General features: G+C 66.8%; 15 protein-coding genes and 1 pseudogene. 7 read left to right on the forward strand and 9 right to left on the reverse strand.

Features of this window, described 5'->3' with window-relative positions:
- Positions 1–94: 94 nt before the first annotated feature.
- The 3 genes from istB to BVG12_RS34745 all read right to left on the reverse strand — a co-directional run bounded on the left by istB (position 95) and on the right by BVG12_RS34745 (position 2,986).
- Positions 95–847: an IS21-like element helper ATPase IstB gene (gene istB, locus BVG12_RS26565; protein WP_075795022.1), complete on the reverse strand. Its 753-nt coding sequence runs from the start codon at positions 845–847 to the stop codon at positions 95–97.
- 90 nt (positions 848–937) lie between these two features.
- The gene (gene istA / locus BVG12_RS26570) at positions 938–2,467 is read right to left on the reverse strand and encodes an IS21 family transposase (RefSeq protein ID WP_075791334.1); all 1,530 of its coding nucleotides are present in this window, start codon (positions 2,465–2,467) and stop codon (positions 938–940) included.
- Positions 2,468–2,680: 213 nt separating this feature from the next.
- The gene (locus BVG12_RS34745) at positions 2,681–2,986 is read right to left on the reverse strand and encodes a hypothetical protein (RefSeq protein ID WP_179966243.1); all 306 of its coding nucleotides are present in this window, start codon (positions 2,984–2,986) and stop codon (positions 2,681–2,683) included.
- 18 nt (positions 2,987–3,004) lie between these two features.
- On the opposite strand from BVG12_RS34745, the pseudogene BVG12_RS26580 reads away from it, so the two are divergent.
- The 5 genes and pseudogenes from BVG12_RS26580 to BVG12_RS26600 all read left to right on the forward strand — a co-directional run.
- A pseudogene (locus BVG12_RS26580) lies at positions 3,005–3,886 on the forward strand (IS3 family transposase); the annotation flags it as partial.
- Between the two features lie 617 nt (positions 3,887–4,503).
- Positions 4,504–5,472, forward strand: a complete 969-nt coding sequence (locus tag BVG12_RS26585; protein WP_075795023.1) for an HDOD domain-containing protein — start codon at positions 4,504–4,506, stop codon at positions 5,470–5,472.
- A 130-nt stretch (positions 5,473–5,602) separates the two neighbouring features.
- Positions 5,603–6,055 carry a nuclear transport factor 2 family protein gene (locus tag BVG12_RS26590; protein WP_075795024.1) on the forward strand — a complete coding sequence of 151 codons (453 nt, stop codon included), beginning with the start codon at positions 5,603–5,605 and terminating at the stop codon, positions 6,053–6,055.
- Entirely contained in the window at positions 6,055–6,696 is a 642-nt protein-coding gene (locus BVG12_RS26595; RefSeq protein WP_075795025.1) for a hypothetical protein, read from the forward strand. Before BVG12_RS26590 ends, BVG12_RS26595 begins: the two co-directional genes overlap by 1 nt.
- Before the next feature lies 1 nt (position 6,697).
- Positions 6,698–8,953 (forward strand): putative bifunctional diguanylate cyclase/phosphodiesterase, encoded by a 2,256-nt coding sequence (locus BVG12_RS26600; RefSeq protein WP_075795026.1) that lies wholly within the window; start codon positions 6,698–6,700, stop codon positions 8,951–8,953.
- Positions 8,954–8,959: 6 nt separating this feature from the next.
- Here the strand turns inward: BVG12_RS26600 and BVG12_RS34610 are convergent, their stop codons facing one another.
- Positions 8,960–9,616, reverse strand: a complete 657-nt coding sequence (locus BVG12_RS34610) for a hypothetical protein (RefSeq protein ID WP_169926840.1) — start codon at positions 9,614–9,616, stop codon at positions 8,960–8,962.
- Positions 9,617–9,623: 7 nt separating this feature from the next.
- Positions 9,624–10,550: a PAS domain-containing protein gene (locus BVG12_RS26610; RefSeq protein WP_156895748.1), complete on the reverse strand. Its 927-nt coding sequence runs from the start codon at positions 10,548–10,550 to the stop codon at positions 9,624–9,626.
- A 281-nt stretch (positions 10,551–10,831) separates the two neighbouring features.
- Between BVG12_RS26610 and BVG12_RS26615 the strand changes: the two genes are divergently transcribed.
- On the forward strand, positions 10,832–12,232 hold the full coding sequence (locus BVG12_RS26615; protein WP_075795029.1) for a GntP family permease: 1,401 nt from the start codon (positions 10,832–10,834) through the stop codon (positions 12,230–12,232).
- A gap of 126 nt (positions 12,233–12,358) precedes the next feature.
- Here BVG12_RS26615 and BVG12_RS26620 read toward each other — a convergent pair whose 3' ends face one another.
- From BVG12_RS26620 to BVG12_RS26635, 4 genes are all read right to left on the reverse strand, one after another.
- Complete coding sequence (locus BVG12_RS26620; RefSeq protein WP_075795030.1) at positions 12,359–13,234, reverse strand: sigma-70 family RNA polymerase sigma factor; 876 nt, start codon at positions 13,232–13,234, stop codon at positions 12,359–12,361.
- A 3-nt stretch (positions 13,235–13,237) separates the two neighbouring features.
- The gene (locus BVG12_RS26625; protein WP_075795031.1) at positions 13,238–13,534 is read right to left on the reverse strand and encodes a putative quinol monooxygenase; all 297 of its coding nucleotides are present in this window, start codon (positions 13,532–13,534) and stop codon (positions 13,238–13,240) included.
- An 84-nt stretch (positions 13,535–13,618) separates the two neighbouring features.
- Positions 13,619–14,299 carry a GNAT family N-acetyltransferase gene (locus tag BVG12_RS26630; RefSeq protein WP_075795032.1) on the reverse strand — a complete coding sequence of 227 codons (681 nt, stop codon included), beginning with the start codon at positions 14,297–14,299 and terminating at the stop codon, positions 13,619–13,621.
- Positions 14,300–14,329: 30 nt separating this feature from the next.
- Positions 14,330–15,130, reverse strand: a complete 801-nt coding sequence (locus BVG12_RS26635; protein WP_075795033.1) for an alpha/beta hydrolase — start codon at positions 15,128–15,130, stop codon at positions 14,330–14,332.
- A 240-nt stretch (positions 15,131–15,370) separates the two neighbouring features.
- Here BVG12_RS26635 and BVG12_RS26640 point away from each other — a divergent pair, with 240 nt between their 5' ends.
- The gene (locus BVG12_RS26640; protein ID WP_229503721.1) at positions 15,371–15,574 is read left to right on the forward strand and encodes a hypothetical protein; all 204 of its coding nucleotides are present in this window, start codon (positions 15,371–15,373) and stop codon (positions 15,572–15,574) included.
- Positions 15,575–15,593: the final 19 nt, after the last annotated feature.

Genomic DNA, 15,593 nt, shown 5'->3' on the forward strand with positions numbered 1-15,593 from the left:
GCAAACTGGACACGCATTCCAGCGCAAACTGGACACCTGTTCCAGGCCAAACTGGACACTCGGGGCGTGACGGCACGGGGTCGAGGTTCGGGTTTTACTCCTGATGAGCTGGTCTTGTCAAATTGGCCCGTTTTTTTCGCAGGGAATCTCCTTTCAAGTTGAGCTGGTGGGCGTTGTGGACGAGCCGGTCAAGGATGGCGTCGGCCAGGGTCGGGTCGCCGATGGCGGGATGCCAGTGCTCGATGGGCAGCTGGCTGGTCACGATGGTCGAGCGGGTTCCGTGGCGGTCGTCGAGCACTTCCAGCAGGTCGCGCCGGTGGGCATCGTCGAGCACAGCCAGGCCCCAGTCGTCGATCACGAGCGTGTCGATCCTGGCCAGTTGCTTGAGCAGCTTGCCATAGCGCCCGTCGGCACGGCCAATGCCCAGTTCGTCGAGCAGGCGCGGCAAGCGCACGTAGTACGCGCTGTAGCCCTGGCGGCAGGCCTGGTGTGCCAGCGCGCATGCGAGCCAGGTCTTGCCCACGCCGGTGGGGCCGGTCAGCAGCACGTTCTGCCTGTCAGTCAGCCATTGCCCGGCCAGCAAGCGCTGAAACAGCGCCTTGTCGAGGCCACGCGGGTGGCGGTAGTCGATGTCCTCGGCGGCTGTGTTGGGTTTGAGCCTGGCGCGCTGTAGGCGCAGGGCCAGTGCCTTCCCGTCGCGCTCGGTCACTTCATGGTCTACCAGCAGGCCGAGACGCTCTTCGAAAGTCAGATGGTCCAGGTCCAGTGCGCTCTGCTCGGCAAAGGCGTGCGCCATTCCAAACAGCTTCAGGCGCGTCAGTTTGTCGTGGGTGGGATGATGCAACATGGTACGTCCTTTCATGGTTGCAGAGCGCGCCCGGGGGGGCGCAGCTTCCGCGTTCAATGCATAAATTGTTTATATCGTTTATTCGCGATGTCAGTGCAGCTGATGCGATTGGTAGTAGGCGGCGCCGCGCAGGTTCTCGTGCTCGGGCAAGTCGAGCGTGCGCTGCACGCCCTGCGGTTGCTGGTCGAGTCCGTTCTTGAGGATGGCCTGCACGCTCTTCCAGCTCACCGCACCGTGCTTGAGGGCGTGGGCGCAGGCCGCCTCCAGGCGTTCGACGCCATATCGCTGGCCCAACGACAGCACGCCGAGGCAGCTGCGGTAAGCCTGCTGGGGATGACGCCGCTGATGCAGCAGCCGCTCAACCAGCACCGCGCAACGCGGCCCGATCGCAGCGGCCCGCGTCGTCAGCGTGGTGGCGTTCCAGCCGGCGACTTCACGGTGCGCCGCGGGCATGTGCGCGTCGATCGTCGTATGGCGGCCCTTGACGGTGCAGTAGGCGTGGCTGGCGATGCGCTGGCCGCGCTGGAAGATTTCGACGGTCATCTTGGTGACGCGCACGTCCACCTGGGCGCGCGCGTGCTGGCATGGTACCGAGTAGTAGTGCCCGTCGATCTCGACGTGATAGTCGATGCCCACCCGGGCCACCTTCCATTCGGCGTACTCGTAGCGCCGTTGCGGCAGCGGACGCAGGGCCGGCTGGTCCATCTCCGCAAAGGCGCTGGCGCGGCAGCCCGGCAGCTTCTTGAAGGGCCGCTGGTTCACATCGGCCAGCAGGGTCCGCAGTGCGCGATTGAGCTCGTTGAGGCTGAAGAAGCGCTGGTGGCGCAGCCGCGCCAGCACCCAACGGGTGATCACCAGCACGCCGTTCTCGACCTTCGCTTTATCTTTCGGACGTCGGGCACGTGCCGGCAGCACGGCCACGCCGTAGTGCTCCGCCAGGTCGTGGTAGGTCGGGTTGAGGTCCGGCTCGTAGCGCGACGCCTTGGTCACGCCGCTGCGCAGGTTGTCCGGTACCCACAGCTCCGTGCAGCCGCCGAAGAACTCGAGCGCGCGCACGTGGCTGCCAATCCAGTCAGGCAGCTGCTGGCTCCAGGTGGCTTCGAGATAGGTGTAGTTCGACGCGCCCAGTACGGCGACAAAGATCTGCGCGTCGCGGATTTCGCCGGTGGCGCCGTCGGTGACGCCGACGGTCTGGCCGGCATAGTCGACGAACAGCCGTTCGCCCGGCGTGTGGGTCTGGCGCATCGACAGCGTCAGCTGCTGGCGCCAGCGGCGGTAGTGGTCGCAGAAGGCGCTGTACTGCAGGCCGTCGGCCTGCTCGACCTTGTACTCCTGCCACAGCAGCTCGAGCGTGACGCCCTTGCGGCGCAGCTCGTTGTGCACCGTCAGCCAGTTCGGCGCCGGACGCTTCACTGACGATGGCTCGCTCGGCGGAAACAGCCGCCACTCAAGCGCGGCGTCGTCAAGATCCGCCGGCATCGGATACGGCAAGCCTGCCACCTTGGCGCGGGCCAGGTAGTCCGACACGGTGGTCGGCGAGGCGTTGATGATGCGGGCGATCTCCCGCTTGGAGCGGCCGTGCTCGAAATGCAGCCGCAGGACTTCATGGATTTTGCGCATGGATAACCTTTTGTTGGTCAAGCAACCCTCCCGGAAAAATCCGCGAGAGTGCCACAGTTATCCCTTGCCGCCAGCCCCTTCGGCCCGCTTCAAACTGTCCAGTTTGGAGCGGAATCAGTGTCCAGTTTGCGCTGGAACGGGTGTCCAGTTTGCCGCGGAATCAGTGTCCAGTTTGCCGTGGAATGGGTGTCCAGTTTGGTCTGGAATACGCAACTATCGGCGCATACCCGCAAAACCAGTAGTCGGGTTACCGTAGCTCTCAGGCTTGCAGCAGTGACCGTAGGCCGTAGCAACACCGCGCTCGGCGCATTTTATCGGCGCCTTGCTGGCCGTATCGGTAACGCCAAGGCCGTCACTGCCACCGCTCGCAAGATTGCCGTGCTGTTCTATAACGCCATGCGTTACGGCATGGATTACCGCGACCCAGGCGCGGATCACTACGAGCAGCAATACCGCGATCGCGTCATCAAACAGCTCCATCGACGCGCCGCGCAGTTCGGTTTCGACCTGCAGCCACATGTAGTTTCTTAGGGAAGCCGCACGGTACTTTGCCAGGGAGCCCGAGTAAAGTACCGGTTCATGAACGAGCATCGGCACGAATTTTCGCTCGTGTTGATATGCCGCGTTTTGAAGGTGGCAAGAGCCGGTTTTTACCAATGGCTGCATCAGCCGATATCGGAGCGCGCCAAGGAAGATGCTCGCCTGGTCGAAGCAATTCGGCATTCGTATTCGGCAAGCGGTGGCGTCTACGGCGCCAACCGCGTCTTTGGCGATCTGCGCGAAGCCGGCGAGACCTGCGGCCGCAACCGTGTGGCGCGGCTCATGCAAGTCAATAAGATCAAGGCCATCCGCGGCTACAAGGCTCCCAGAAAGATTGCTGGACGCCCTTCGATCATCGCTCCGAATCGGCTGAATCGAGAATTTACCGTGGACGCGCCTGACCAGGCCTGGGTCACCGAGATCACCTACATCCGCACGTGGCAAGGCTGGCTTTATTTGGCAGTCGTGGTCGATCTTTTTTCTCGCAAGGTCGTAGGGTGGTCAATGAAACCTACCTTGTCGCGCGAACTAGCGATCGATGCCTTACTGATGGCAGTTTGGCGGCGAAAACCCAAAAAACCTGTGCTCGTACATTCAGATCAAGGCAGCCAGTACGGTAGCGACGACTGGCGGCGCTTCTGCACGGCCAACAATCTCGAATCGAGCATGAGCCGGCGTGGCAACTGCTGGGATAATGCTGTCGCTGAGTCGTTCTTCAGTAGCCTGAAAAAGGAGCGCATCCGCAAGCGTATCTACAAAACCCGGGATCTGGCCCGGGCCGACATCTTCGATTACATCGAAGTCTTTTACAATCGAACCAGGCGCCACAGTCATCTGGGCCACGTTAGCCCAGAGGCCTTTGAACGCGCCTCAGCGTGAGGTCGGGATTTGTCTAGTGAACTGGGGGAAGTCCACTTTAAAGTTGTGACGAATGTGCAAACAGCTTTAGTACAGCCGCTCAATCAGCAAGCTGGCGTTACTTGGTCTTGGCTCTCATTTATCAGGGGATTGCCTGCGACCACGAATAGAACCCCCGCGAAATCGGAGTACCAGGTACGCGTTCCAGCGGCAGCTTAGGGGCGAACGCGGACGGTCGAGCCCGGCATGATCGCGTGCCTTAACGTCCAGCCTCATTGCACGCAAGCGATGAGGCTGCTTGGGTTTATTCGTGGGTTTATTGAGGGGATCCAGCGGGCTCAGCGGGAGCGAAGCAGTGTGTCTTCCCTAGGGAGCGGTCCCGCCAGCTCCCCTGTGCTCCCCAGTTCGCAAGGTTCATAGCCTATCGGGGATTCGAAGGGCTTCGCTTGCAAGCGAAGCCCTCTCCGAATCGCCACTTTGCCGCCGCCCCAGGCGGCGGCGCGCGCCCCGCGCGCATAACAAAGACCAGAGCAGCCAGTACACTCGATCGCGCGGAACTGGAGCAGCCCGCGGCGCGCCGGTTCGGCGCCCCATCCCCGGTAATCCGCACGCCGCCCGCATCAGGCTACAATAGGGTTATGAAAAACTGGATCAACCGCCTGCGGGGCGGCGCCGACAACCCGGCCGCACCCAAGCCCGCCGCCGCGGCCGCGGAGGATGACGAACAGCCGGGCGGCATCGTCGCCGAGATCGAGGCCACGTACTACCGCTGGCTGACCGCATCCGCCGGCTACGATGCCCCGGCCGATATCGAGACCCGGATCCTCGACCAGGTCCGCGCGCTGGCGCGCGATCCGGCCAGCGCGGCCGGGCTGGTGCCGCGCGTGCCGGAAGTGATCCCGCAACTGCTGCGCAGTCTGCAGGACGAGGCGTCGAATGCCGACCTGGCGCGCCAGGTGGCGCAGGACGTCGTGCTCGTGGCCGAAGTGATCCGCGAAGCGAACAGCGCCTATTACCGGCCGATGTCGCCCGTGAAGACGGTCGAGGCGGCCCTCATGATGCTGGGCCAGAACGGCTTGCGCATGCTGCTCGCGCGCATCGCCTTCCGGCCGATCATCAAGCTGCAGTCCACGGGCTTCACGCGCCTGGCCGCGCCGCTGGTCTGGAGCCAGTCCGAGAAATGCGCGCTGGCCGCCAGCCTGATGGCGCCGGGCCTCACGGCGGGGGCGTTCGAAGCGTACCTGGCGGGCCTGATGCAGAACCTCGGCCTCGTCGTCGGCTTCCGCCTGGCCGACGGCGTCTGCGACGCCGGCAAGGTGCCGGGCTCCAGCGAATTCGGACTGCAATTGCTGGCCGAGGGCCGCAACCTGTCGGCGGCCATCGCGCAGCACTGGGACTTCCCGCAGCCCGTCGCCGACGCCATCGCGCATGCGGGCGATCCGGGCGACGAGAACCTGGCCCAGGCGCTCGCGCTGGGCGACCGCATCTCCAAGCTGCGCCTGTTGATCGACGCGAACGTCGTGGACGAGGACGACGACTTCGTCACGGCGGGCCTCGACAACTTCCAGCGCCGCTGTCTGGGCAAGCTGAGCACCGTCGAAAGCTGATTCACCGCATCATTTCGGTGCGCGCGCATCGTTGCGCCACAGCCGTGTTGCCACGACTGGGTTTCCGTGTAATCATGATTTTCGGACACGAAACTTTTTTCGGGGTAATAACCAGCGTGGAGGCGAAACCATGATCCGCAAGACGAAAATTGCATCCCTGATACTGTCATTGGCGCTGCTGCCGTTGTGCGGCGGCCAAGCCGTGGCCGGACCGCTGGATGAGGCGAAGGCGAAGGCCCACCTCGACGCCGTCGCCGCCGGCGACCTGGACGCACTGATGCGCGATTATGCCGAGGACGCCTACATGGAGTGGGTGGGCGGACCGCTCGACGGACGTTACCGGGGCAAGGCCGAGATCCGCGCCGTCTGGCAGAAATTCATCGCGGTGAACGACGGCAAGCCGCGTCCGGCCACGTTCGGCAAGCTGAAGGCCTTTGCCAACCCGCGCGGCACGTCCGTGGAAGCCGGGGTCGGCTACGGCGGGAAGCTGCCGATGAAGGTCTGGCACGCGCTGACCTACCGTGACGGCGACCTGACCACCGAAGTCTGGCAGATCGCGCCCGCGCTGCAGATCGAGCCGTGATGCGCGCGCCGCTGGTGCTGGCGATGGCGCTGGCGGCCGGCGCGGCCTTTGCTGCGCCCGTCGAGGTGCGCGTGCAGACGCCGGCCGGCAGCCCGCTGGCCGACGCCGCCGTGCTCGTGGAGCCGCTCGCGGGCACGCCGCCGCGCGCGCGCACACGAGGACCTGCGGCGAAGGGGGTGGCAATCGAGCAGCGCGGCCGCGAATTCAGCCCGTGGATGACCGTCGTGCAGACCGGCACCAGCGTCGACTTCCCCAACAACGACACGGTCCGCCACCACGTGTACTCGTTCTCCGAACCCAAGCGCTTCGAGATCAAGCTGTACGCGGGCAAGCCGGGCCAACCCATCGTGTTCGACAAGCCGGGCCAGGTCGACATCGGCTGCAATATCCATGACTGGATGGAGGCCCACGTGCTGGTCGTCGATACGCCGTACTTCGCCCGCACGGGCGCGGATGGCCGCGCGACCGTCGCGGGCGTCCCGGCAGGGCGCTATCGCCTGCGCGTGTGGCATCCGCTGCAGAAGGCCATGGCCGCGCCGGGCGAGATCGACGTGGGCGACGCGCCCGTGCGCAAGACCCTCGTACTGGATGCGCGGCCGCGCGAACCCAAGCCGCACACCGAAGACCCGGACCACTACTGACATGTCATCGAGATCGCTGCGGCATCGGATCGCCATCGTCTTCGTCGGCCTGCTCGTGCTGGTCATGGGGTTCGTGCTGGCGCTCGTCCACAGCAGCAGCGAGCGCATCGTCGAACAAGAGACGCGGCGCGAGCTGGCCGTCGGCGCCAAGATGTTCCAGCGCCTGCTCGAACAGAACCAGCGCCAGCTCGAGACGGCGGCCGGCGTGCTGTCCGCCGACTTCGCGTTCCGCGAGGCGATCGCCACGCAGGACCAGCCGACCGTGCGCTCCGTGATCCGCAACCACGGCCAGCGCATCCACGCCCAGGTCATGATGGTTGCCGGCACCGACGGCAGGATGATCGCCGCCACGCAGGACGGTATCGCGGCCGGCGATCCGTTCCCGTTCCCCGACCTGCTCGGGGCCGCCGAGACCCTTGGGCGCAGCGCCGGCTTCCGCCGGATGCGCAACGGCCAGTTGTACCAGGTGGTGGTCGTGCCGATCATGGCGCCCACGCGCATCGCGTGGGTGGCGATGGGCTTCCACGTCGACGACCACTGGGCGCTCGACATGGCCGGCATCACCGGACTCGGTGTGCACATCGTCCGCGAAGGCAGCCCGGGCCTGCTCGCGTCGTCCGGCGCCGCGGCGGCCGCCGACGGCGCGGGCGTCGCATCGGTGGACGTCCCGCTGGACGGCGGCCTGCAGGCCGTGCTGCAGCTTCCCGTCGCGCAGGTGCAGGCGCCGTTCGGACAATTGCAGGGACGGCTGCTGGGCGTGATCGCGGCGGCCGTGCTGGTGTTCGCGGCGGGCAGCGTGATGCTGGCCGGCCGCATCGTGCGGCCCCTGAACGATTTATCCGCGGCCGCGCGCCGCATCGCGCTGGGCGACTATGCGCAGCCGCTGCCGCCGGCGCAGGGCGACGAGATCGGCCAGCTGGCCGGCAGCTTCGAACAGATGCGCACCGGGATCGCCAGCCGCGAGGAGCGCATCGTCCGCCTGGCCTACGTCGACGAATTGACGGACCTGCCGAACCGCCCCCGCTTCCTGGAAGCGTTCGGCCGCCTGACGCCGGGCACGGGCGGCGCCGTGATGGTCGTGAACATCGACCGTTTTGCCCTCATCAACAACGCGCTGGGCCATCTCGTCGGCGACCGCCTGCTGCGCGCCGTGGCGGGCCAATTGCGGCCGCTGGTGCCGCCAGGGGGCATGCTGGCGCGCCTGTGGGGCGACCAGTTCGCGTTCCTGCTGGAGGGGGCCGAGCTGGGCGCGGCGCGCCGCTTCGCCGACAGCGTGCTGGCCGCGCTGCGCGACCCGGTCACCTTGGACGGCCAGCGCCTGGACATCGAGGCCGGCGTCGGCATCGCGCTGTATCCGGACGACGGCCTCGATGCGAGTACCCTGCTGCGGCGCGCCGAGCTGGCGCTGGCCGTCGCCAAGCGCCGTCATTCCGGCGTCGCCTTCGCGTTCGATGCGGGCGGCGAGCCCGCGCACGAGCAGCTGTCCCTGATCGGCGACATGCGGCGCGCGCTGGCGGCCGGCGAATTCACGCTGGCGTACCAGCCCAAGCTGGCGCTGGCGAGCGGCCGCATCGTCGCGGTGGAAGCGCTGCTGCGCTGGCAGCATCCGGAGCGCGGCAGCATCGCGCCGGCGCGCTTCATTCCGTTCGCCGAGCAGACGGGGTTCATCCGCGAGATCACGCCGTGGGTACTGGAGACGGCCGTGCGCCAGGCCGCCGCCTGGCATGCGGCGGGGCTGGACATCGCCGTGTCGGCGAACCTGTCGACCTTGGACCTGCTCGATCCGCACCTGGGCCGGCGCGTGCGCGGCCTGCTGGAGACGTATGCCGTGCCGGCGCGCCGCCTGTGCCTGGAAATCACGGAGAGCGCGCTGATGGACGATCCGACGCAGGCGCAGGCGCACCTGGACGAGTTGGCGGCGCTGGGCATCAAGCTGTCGATCGACGACTACGGCGTCGGCCAGGCGTCGCTGGCCTACCTGAAAAGCCTGCCCGTCGACGAACTGAAACTCGACCGCAGCTTCATCACCGCGATCACGGAATCGCCGCGCAACGCGGCCATCGTCGAGTCGACCATCATGCTCAGCCACGCGCTGGGCCTCACCGTCGTCGCCGAGGGCGTGGAGACGACGGCCGAGCTGCGCTGGCTGCGCGAGCACGGCTGCGACATCGCGCAGGGCTATGGCATCGGGCGCCCGATGGCGGCGACGCAGCTGCAGGATTGGCTGGCCGCGTTCGCGGCCAAATCGACGGTCTGAACAGGATCAGGCGAGGAAGTCGAACCCCGACGCCGGCCGCCCCTGGTGCATCGTCCCGAACAGGGCATTGGCGCCCGCATTCGCATACCGCCATACGAGGCCGCTGGCCTGCGCATTGACGGCCTGCGTCATCTGCGTCTTCTTGTCGGCGAGGGCGTCGCGGTCCTTCGTCACGGCCGTGGCCTGGTTCGCGATGGTGCCGCCGGTCGCCAGCTGCTGCGCGAGACCGGCGCCGACCTTGTCCGCGAGGCCCGTGCCGCCGTTCGCGAACACCTTGGCCACCCTGGTGTCGTGGTGGCGGACGGCATCCGCACGGTCGACAGTTGCTGGGCCCGGGCGAGCTGCTTCACGTCGACCTTGTGCGTGCCGGCCGCGGCACCGGACGCCGTGATGCGGGCATCGATTGCCTTGCCGTCGACCCGGGTCGCGAGTTTCAGGCCGCTGGCCGCGAGCGTGCCGGCGACGGTCTTGACGTCGTCCGGCACGTTGGCGAGGCGGCCCAGCGTGGACAGGCGCATCGTCGTGCCGGATCTGCGCATCGATGGCCGGCAGGCCGGTGCTGCGGGCGGTCAGCGATTTCACGGCGGTGCCGTACAGGTCGGACAGGCTCGTGCTGCCCGCCGTCGCTGCGGCCGTCGTCGTGGATGGGATGAAGGTCGTCATGCCCAGATCATGCGTCAATCGCGGCGTTCGACGCGGGCGCCTCGACGAAGCCGGCGACGGCGCCCACGACTTCGCCCGTCTCGTCGCGCAGGGGCAGGGCGTTGATGACGACGTGCAGCCGTTCATTGTTGGAGAAGCGCACCGTCAGCGGCTCGCTGCGGATCTCTTCGCCGGTGGCGGCCGCGCGCTGCAGCGGCATCTGGTCGAGGGCCAGCAGCGTGGCGCCGGCATACACCGAGAATGCGCGTCCTCCCGGGGCGTCCGGCACGGGGCTTTGGCCGCGGTGCAGGCGCAGCATGCGTTCGGCGGCGGCATTCGCCTTGACGCGGCGGCATTCGCGGTCGGCGGCGATGAACAGCGCGGCGGGTGCGGCCTGCATCAGGCCTTCCAGTTCGCTCGTGCGGCGCTGCTCGCGCCGCTGGCTTTCGTGCAGGGCGCCCGCCAGGCGCCGCTGTTCCGTGATGTCTTCGACGGCGACCGTGACGCCGAGCAGATTGTCGTTGCCGTCGTACAGTGGGTACATGCTTTCGCGCCAGACGCGGCGCAGGTGCGGCTCCGCCGCCGTCGCGCCTTCGAGGACGGTGCCGACGATGGAACGTCCGGTCGCCGCCACCTGGCGGACGCGGTCCTCGACGGCGGGCGCGATTTCGGGAATGAAGTCGTAGATCGATTTGCCGACGTGGTCTTCGGCGGGCAGGCCGTTGAAGTCGGCCAGCAGGCGGTTCGTGCGCACGTAGCGCAGCTCGAGGTCCAGCACGGCCAGCCCGACCGGCACCTGATCGAACACGGCCTCCAGGGTCAGCATGGCGCGGCGCATGCCCTCGCCTTCGCTGAGGATTTCCGTCAGGCGTTGCTGCTGGCGGCCCAGAAGAATGGCAATGACCGCCGCGAGCGGCATCAGCATCAACAGGAGCTCTGCACTTACAGCGGGCACGGCTTTCTCCTAACGACGACTTTATGCAGCATTAATATTTAACAATTATAGCTATTCATTCTCAAAAATATCATTTCTTTTGCGAAATTCTCAACATCTGTACACGATTTCATGGCCACGATCGTGGGAATTCAGCCAGTCGGAGTGCAAATGTGTGGCTCTACAACATCAAGTGGCGTGTGACGTACCGAGGCCAATCGCGCGACCTGCGACAGTAATTTTACGTATATCAAAGATTTGTGTGATCAATAATAATCGGCCCCATCAAAAAGAGGAGACATATGTCATTCATCATCGTTCTCGCCGCGCTGGCGTTCCTGATGTTCGCCGCTTATCGCGGCTACAGCGTCATCCTGTTCGCACCGATCGCCGCGCTGGGCGCGGTGCTGCTCACGGCGCCTGGCGCCGTCGCACCTGTGTTTACCGGCGTCTTCATGGAAAAGATGGTCGGCTTCGTCAAGCTGTACTTCCCCGTGTTCATGCTGGGTGCCGTGTTCGGCAAGGTGATCGAGTTGTCCGGCTTTTCGGAATCCATCGTCAACGCCGCCATCCGCTACATCGGCCGCTCGCGCGCGAACGCCGTGATCGTCGCGGTGTGCGCGCTGCTGACGTATGGCGGGGTGTCGCTGTTCGTCGTCGTGTTCGCGGTGTACCCGTTCGCGGCTGAGCTCTACCGCCAGAGCAATATTCCGAAACGCTTGATGCCGGGCGCGATCGCGCTGGGCGCGTTCTCGTTCACGATGGATTCGCTGCCGGGCACCCCGCAGATCCAGAACATCATCCCGACGACGTTCTTCAAGACGACGTCGTGGGCCGCGCCCGTGCTGGGCACCGTGGGTTCGCTGTTCATCGTCGTCGTGGGCCTGTCCTACCTCGAATGGCGCCGCCGCACCGCGCTGGCGCGGGGCGAGGGCTACGGCGATTCGCTCGTCAACGAGCCGGAACGCATTCCGTCGACGTCGCTGCCGAATCCGGCGCTGGCGATCATGCCGCTCATCGTCGTGGGCGTGGCGAACTTCATCCTCACCCGCATGATCCCGCAATGGTATGGCGACGCGTACACGGTGCCGGCCGAGATCCTGCCGGGCGTGCACACGCCGGTGACGGCCACCATCAAGACCGTCGTCGCGATCTGGTCGGTGGAAGCGGCGCTGCTGCTGGGGATCGTCGTCGTGATCGTGACCGCGTTCCGGCGCGTGTCCAGCCGTTTCGCGGACGGCTCGAAGGCGGCCGTCGGCGGCGCGCTGCTGGCCGCGATGAACACGGCATCCGAGTACGGCTTCGGCGGCGTGATCGCGGCGCTGCCGGGCTTCATCGTCGTCGGCGACGCGCTCAAGAGCATCCCGAACCCGCTCGTCAACGCGGCCGTGTCGGTGAGTTCCCTGGCCGGCATCACGGGTTCCGCATCGGGCGGCATGAGCATCGCGCTGGCGGCGATGTCGGACCTGTTCATCAAGGGCGCGCAGGCCGCGCAGATCCCGCTGGAAGTGCTGCACCGCGTCGTGTCGATGGCGAGCGGCGGCATGGATACCTTGCCGCATAACGGCGCGGTCATCACGCTGCTGGCGGTGACGGGGCTGACGCACAAGGAATCGTATCGCGAGATCTTTGCCGTCACCGTCATCAAGACGCTGGCGGTGTTCTTCGTGATCGCGTTCTATTACGTCACCGGTCTCGTGTAAGCAACCGTGCCGTCATTTTCGGCACTGCCGGAAATGACTTCCTGGCCTCGCGGAATCATGCATTAAAACAAACGAAAATGGTCGCTCTGTGACAGCAAAAAGACAACATTGTGTCATGCGGGCGAATCAGATCGACAATGATACGTACGCCGCATCCGCCATCGCATAGCGTGCGAACAGGAAGTCGCGGATCGACGACACGTGTCCCTCCGCCCAGCCGAGGACGACGAAATAATCCGGCCGCGCCTCGATCCCGCCCGGCCGGCGGATCAGCACCGCCGGCCGGCCTTCGACGAGGCCCGGCCATGCCGCCCATCCCTGCGACTGCCCATAGCGCGTGAAGTACTCGCCGACGGCGGCGCCCTGCAGCCGCCGCCGGTTCACGAGGTCGAGCCGCACGTCGGCCGCGAGCATCTCGCGCAGCGTGTCGAAGTCGCGCGCGTTGAACAAGTCGACGTAGCGCTGCAGCAGCCGCCGTTCCGCGTCCGGCAGGGCGGTGCGCGTGCCGGCGGCGTCGTAATGCCCGGCCAGGTCGCGCAGGCGCCCGCGGCCGCGCTGCAAGGCCGATTTCACCGCAGGCACGGTGGTGCCGAGGATGTCCCCGATCTCGTCGGCGGAATAATCCAGTACGTCGAACAGGATGACCGCGCTGCGCTGCGCCGGGGGTAGGCGCATGAACGCCGGCAGGCTCGCCGAGGTCGCTTCGCGGCGCGCCTGTTCGTCGTGCGCGTCCTCGATCAGGTCCACGTCGTCCTCGTCGCGCATGTCGGGCGCGCGGGCCCGGCGCCGCAGCAGGTCGAGCGCCAGATTGTGCGCGATGCGGAACAGCCAGCCCTCGGGATTGTCGATGGGCCGGTCCGCGGACTCCAGCGCACGCACGAGGGCATCCTGCACGATGTCCTCGGCGTCGAGCACGGAGCCGACCATGCGTGTGCAATAGCGGTGCAGTCTGGGGCGCAGGCGCTCCAGGTCGATCGACAGGAGGGCGGATGGTTGGGGCATGCGTCAGGCGGTCACGGTCGATGCGGCGTCGCAGGTGATGGCGTCCATCTGCGCGAGCGCCTGCACGCGTTCGAAGTAGGCGGGCATCTCGGGATGCCGGCGCATCGCCGCGATGTCGTCGGCGCTGCGCCACTGGCCGTAGATGACGACGCGCCGGTTGTCGCGGGCGATGTGCAGCGTGGACGAGATGAAGCCGGGGACTTTCGATATCCAGGCTTCCGTGCCTTCCCGCAGCAGGGCCGCGAGGCGGTCGAGGTTTTCCGGCGCGGTGGTGAAGATGTTGATCAGGGTGGTGGGCATGTCGGTTCTCCATGAACCCGGACAGTGGGTTCGCACTGCATAGACGTTGCAGGCGGGCGAAACGAATCGGTCCCGCGAAAAAAATCAGCAGGGCGCGACGACCCGCACCACCGTCTCGCACCAGTCGCGGAACCCCATGCGCAGATACAGGTCGTGGGCATGGCGGTTGGCGCTCATCACGTGCAGGAACGGCGTGTCCGCCCGCGCCAGCTGGCGCATGACGAGTTTTTGCATCAGGCGTTTGGCGTAGCCGCGGCCCTGGTGGTCGGGATGCGTGCAGACGCCGCTGATCTCGCGCAGGCCGCCGGCCGCCATGCGCTCGCCCGCCATCGCGACGAGGTGGCCGTCGTCGAAGCAGCCGAAGTACTCGCCCAGCTCGATGGTGCGCGGGCCGAACGGACCCGGACGCGTCAGCTTGGCCAGCGCCATGGCCTGGTCCACGTGTTCCGGGCCCAGCGGCAGGGCGTCCGGGGCCGGGTCTTCCGCCGGGCCTGCGCGGCCATCCCACACGAGCCGGAACATGGTCGCCTCGGCCTCGAGGCGCCAGCCGTCCGGCACGGGACCGGACCAGGCGTCGCAATAAAACTGTTCGCCCGGCGCGCAGAACGGGCGCAGCGCGGCGAAGTCGGGATTGTGCGGATCGGGAAAGCCGACGATGGGCGAAAAGCCGGGCGCGTAGCGGCGCGCGCGGTCGGTGCCGGTGGAGAGGTGGCGGTGCGGGCCGTCGAGGCAGTTCCAGAAGATGTTGTCGAGCGGGTGCGTCATGGTGCCGTTACTCTAGCACGTCGCGATGGCTCAGGCATGCAGCTTCAGCACCCAGTCGAGCAAGGGCCTGGCCGCGTCTTCCCAGTGCGGATCGAGCATCAGCGCGTGCGCCAGCTGCGGCACGAGATGGGGCGACGCGCCGTAATAGGTGGCCGTGCCGCGCACCGCATCGGGACGGATGAAGCGGTCGTCCTGGCCGCCCAGCACGAACATCGGCGGCGATTGCCAGGGCATCGGCGCGAACGGCCGCCATCCCTGCAGTTCGATGCCGACGTGGCGCGATTCGCTCTGCACGCGGCGGGCGAAGCGGGCGTAGTCGGCGTCGGGCAGGTCGTCGGAAAACAGGTGGCGGCGCATGACGTCCGGATCGAGCGTCTGCGCATCGGCAAAGCTCAGGCGCGCCAGTTGGTGGAACAGGTCGGGCGACGACAGCATCATCTGCCATGCCGAATACGCGAGACCCCACGGCGGCACGGACGCGAGCAGCGCGACGCCGGCCGCGTGGCCGCCGCAGCGGACCCAGTCCTGCACGACGGCGCCGCCGAGCGAATGGCCGGCGACGACGAGCGGTCCGCCGTCCAGCCGTGCGACGGCGCGGCGCAGGTCGTCCGTGTAATCGGCCAGGCGCCAATCGTTCAGGCGTTCGCGGCCCGCGCTCGCACCGTGGCCGCGCAGGCTGAGCGCGTGCACCTCGAAGCCGGCGTCGGCGAACCAGGGCATGAAATGCTCTTCCCACACCCAGGCGCCCACGCAGATGCCGTGCACCAGCAGCAGGCGCGGGCTGTCGCGACGGAGACGGGCCGGACGGCGCGAAATCAGTTCGAGTTCCATGCATGCGTCAAGAGTGGCTCTCGGCTGTATGGTAGCGCAAGCGGGGCGTCACGGGGCCGGCGATTGCTGGCGCGGGCCGAACGGCCTGCTCGGTTTGCGGCCCTGTATCCGCCCGGTGCGAATGTCCGCAATGCAGGCACCGGCGCACCCGTCGCCGGCGCCTCCACGCAAGGAACCCGTGCCATTCGCAAACTTCACGTTTCCCGAAGGGGCCGTCGACGCCGCCGCAAGGAAGAGGTCATGTACCGCACGACCGCCATGTTCGCCGAGTGGTTCGGCGAGCAGGTGCGGCCCTTCACGATGGTGCCGGTGGAGGAGGTCGCCGACGGCGGCCGGGGCGGGGCGGACGAGACGCTCGCGCTCGCCAAGATGGGATTGGCCGCCGCCCCGCTTGATTGCGTATGCAATGCAAATAGCGCGCCGCGGCGCCGTGCTTTTCGGTAGCATGGATTGCCCATACATT

The sequence above is a fragment of the Massilia putida genome (assembly GCF_001941825.1).
GTDB classification, from domain to species: Bacteria; Pseudomonadota; Gammaproteobacteria; order Burkholderiales; family Burkholderiaceae_D; genus Telluria; species Telluria putida.

Coding starts and splice junctions, on each gene's coding strand:
- BVG12_RS26640 (WP_229503721.1), top strand. CDS start 15,371: ATGTACCGCACGACCGCCATGTTCGCCGAGTGGTTCGGCGAGCAGGTG.
- istA (WP_075791334.1), bottom strand. CDS start 2,467: ATGCGCAAAATCCATGAAGTCCTGCGGCTGCATTTCGAGCACGGCCGC.
- BVG12_RS26635 (WP_075795033.1), bottom strand. CDS start 15,130: ATGGAACTCGAACTGATTTCGCGCCGTCCGGCCCGTCTCCGTCGCGAC.
- BVG12_RS34610 (WP_169926840.1), bottom strand. CDS start 9,616: ATGACGACCTTCATCCCATCCACGACGACGGCCGCAGCGACGGCGGGC.
- BVG12_RS26595 (WP_075795025.1), top strand. CDS start 6,055: ATGCGCGCGCCGCTGGTGCTGGCGATGGCGCTGGCGGCCGGCGCGGCC.
- BVG12_RS26615 (WP_075795029.1), top strand. CDS start 10,832: ATGTCATTCATCATCGTTCTCGCCGCGCTGGCGTTCCTGATGTTCGCC.
- BVG12_RS34745 (WP_179966243.1), bottom strand. CDS start 2,986: ATGTGGCTGCAGGTCGAAACCGAACTGCGCGGCGCGTCGATGGAGCTG.
- istB (WP_075795022.1), bottom strand. CDS start 847: ATGTTGCATCATCCCACCCACGACAAACTGACGCGCCTGAAGCTGTTT.
- BVG12_RS26600 (WP_075795026.1), top strand. CDS start 6,698: ATGTCATCGAGATCGCTGCGGCATCGGATCGCCATCGTCTTCGTCGGC.
- BVG12_RS26625 (WP_075795031.1), bottom strand. CDS start 13,534: ATGCCCACCACCCTGATCAACATCTTCACCACCGCGCCGGAAAACCTC.
- BVG12_RS26585 (WP_075795023.1), top strand. CDS start 4,504: ATGAAAAACTGGATCAACCGCCTGCGGGGCGGCGCCGACAACCCGGCC.
- BVG12_RS26590 (WP_075795024.1), top strand. CDS start 5,603: ATGATCCGCAAGACGAAAATTGCATCCCTGATACTGTCATTGGCGCTG.
- BVG12_RS26620 (WP_075795030.1), bottom strand. CDS start 13,234: ATGCCCCAACCATCCGCCCTCCTGTCGATCGACCTGGAGCGCCTGCGC.
- BVG12_RS26630 (WP_075795032.1), bottom strand. CDS start 14,299: ATGACGCACCCGCTCGACAACATCTTCTGGAACTGCCTCGACGGCCCG.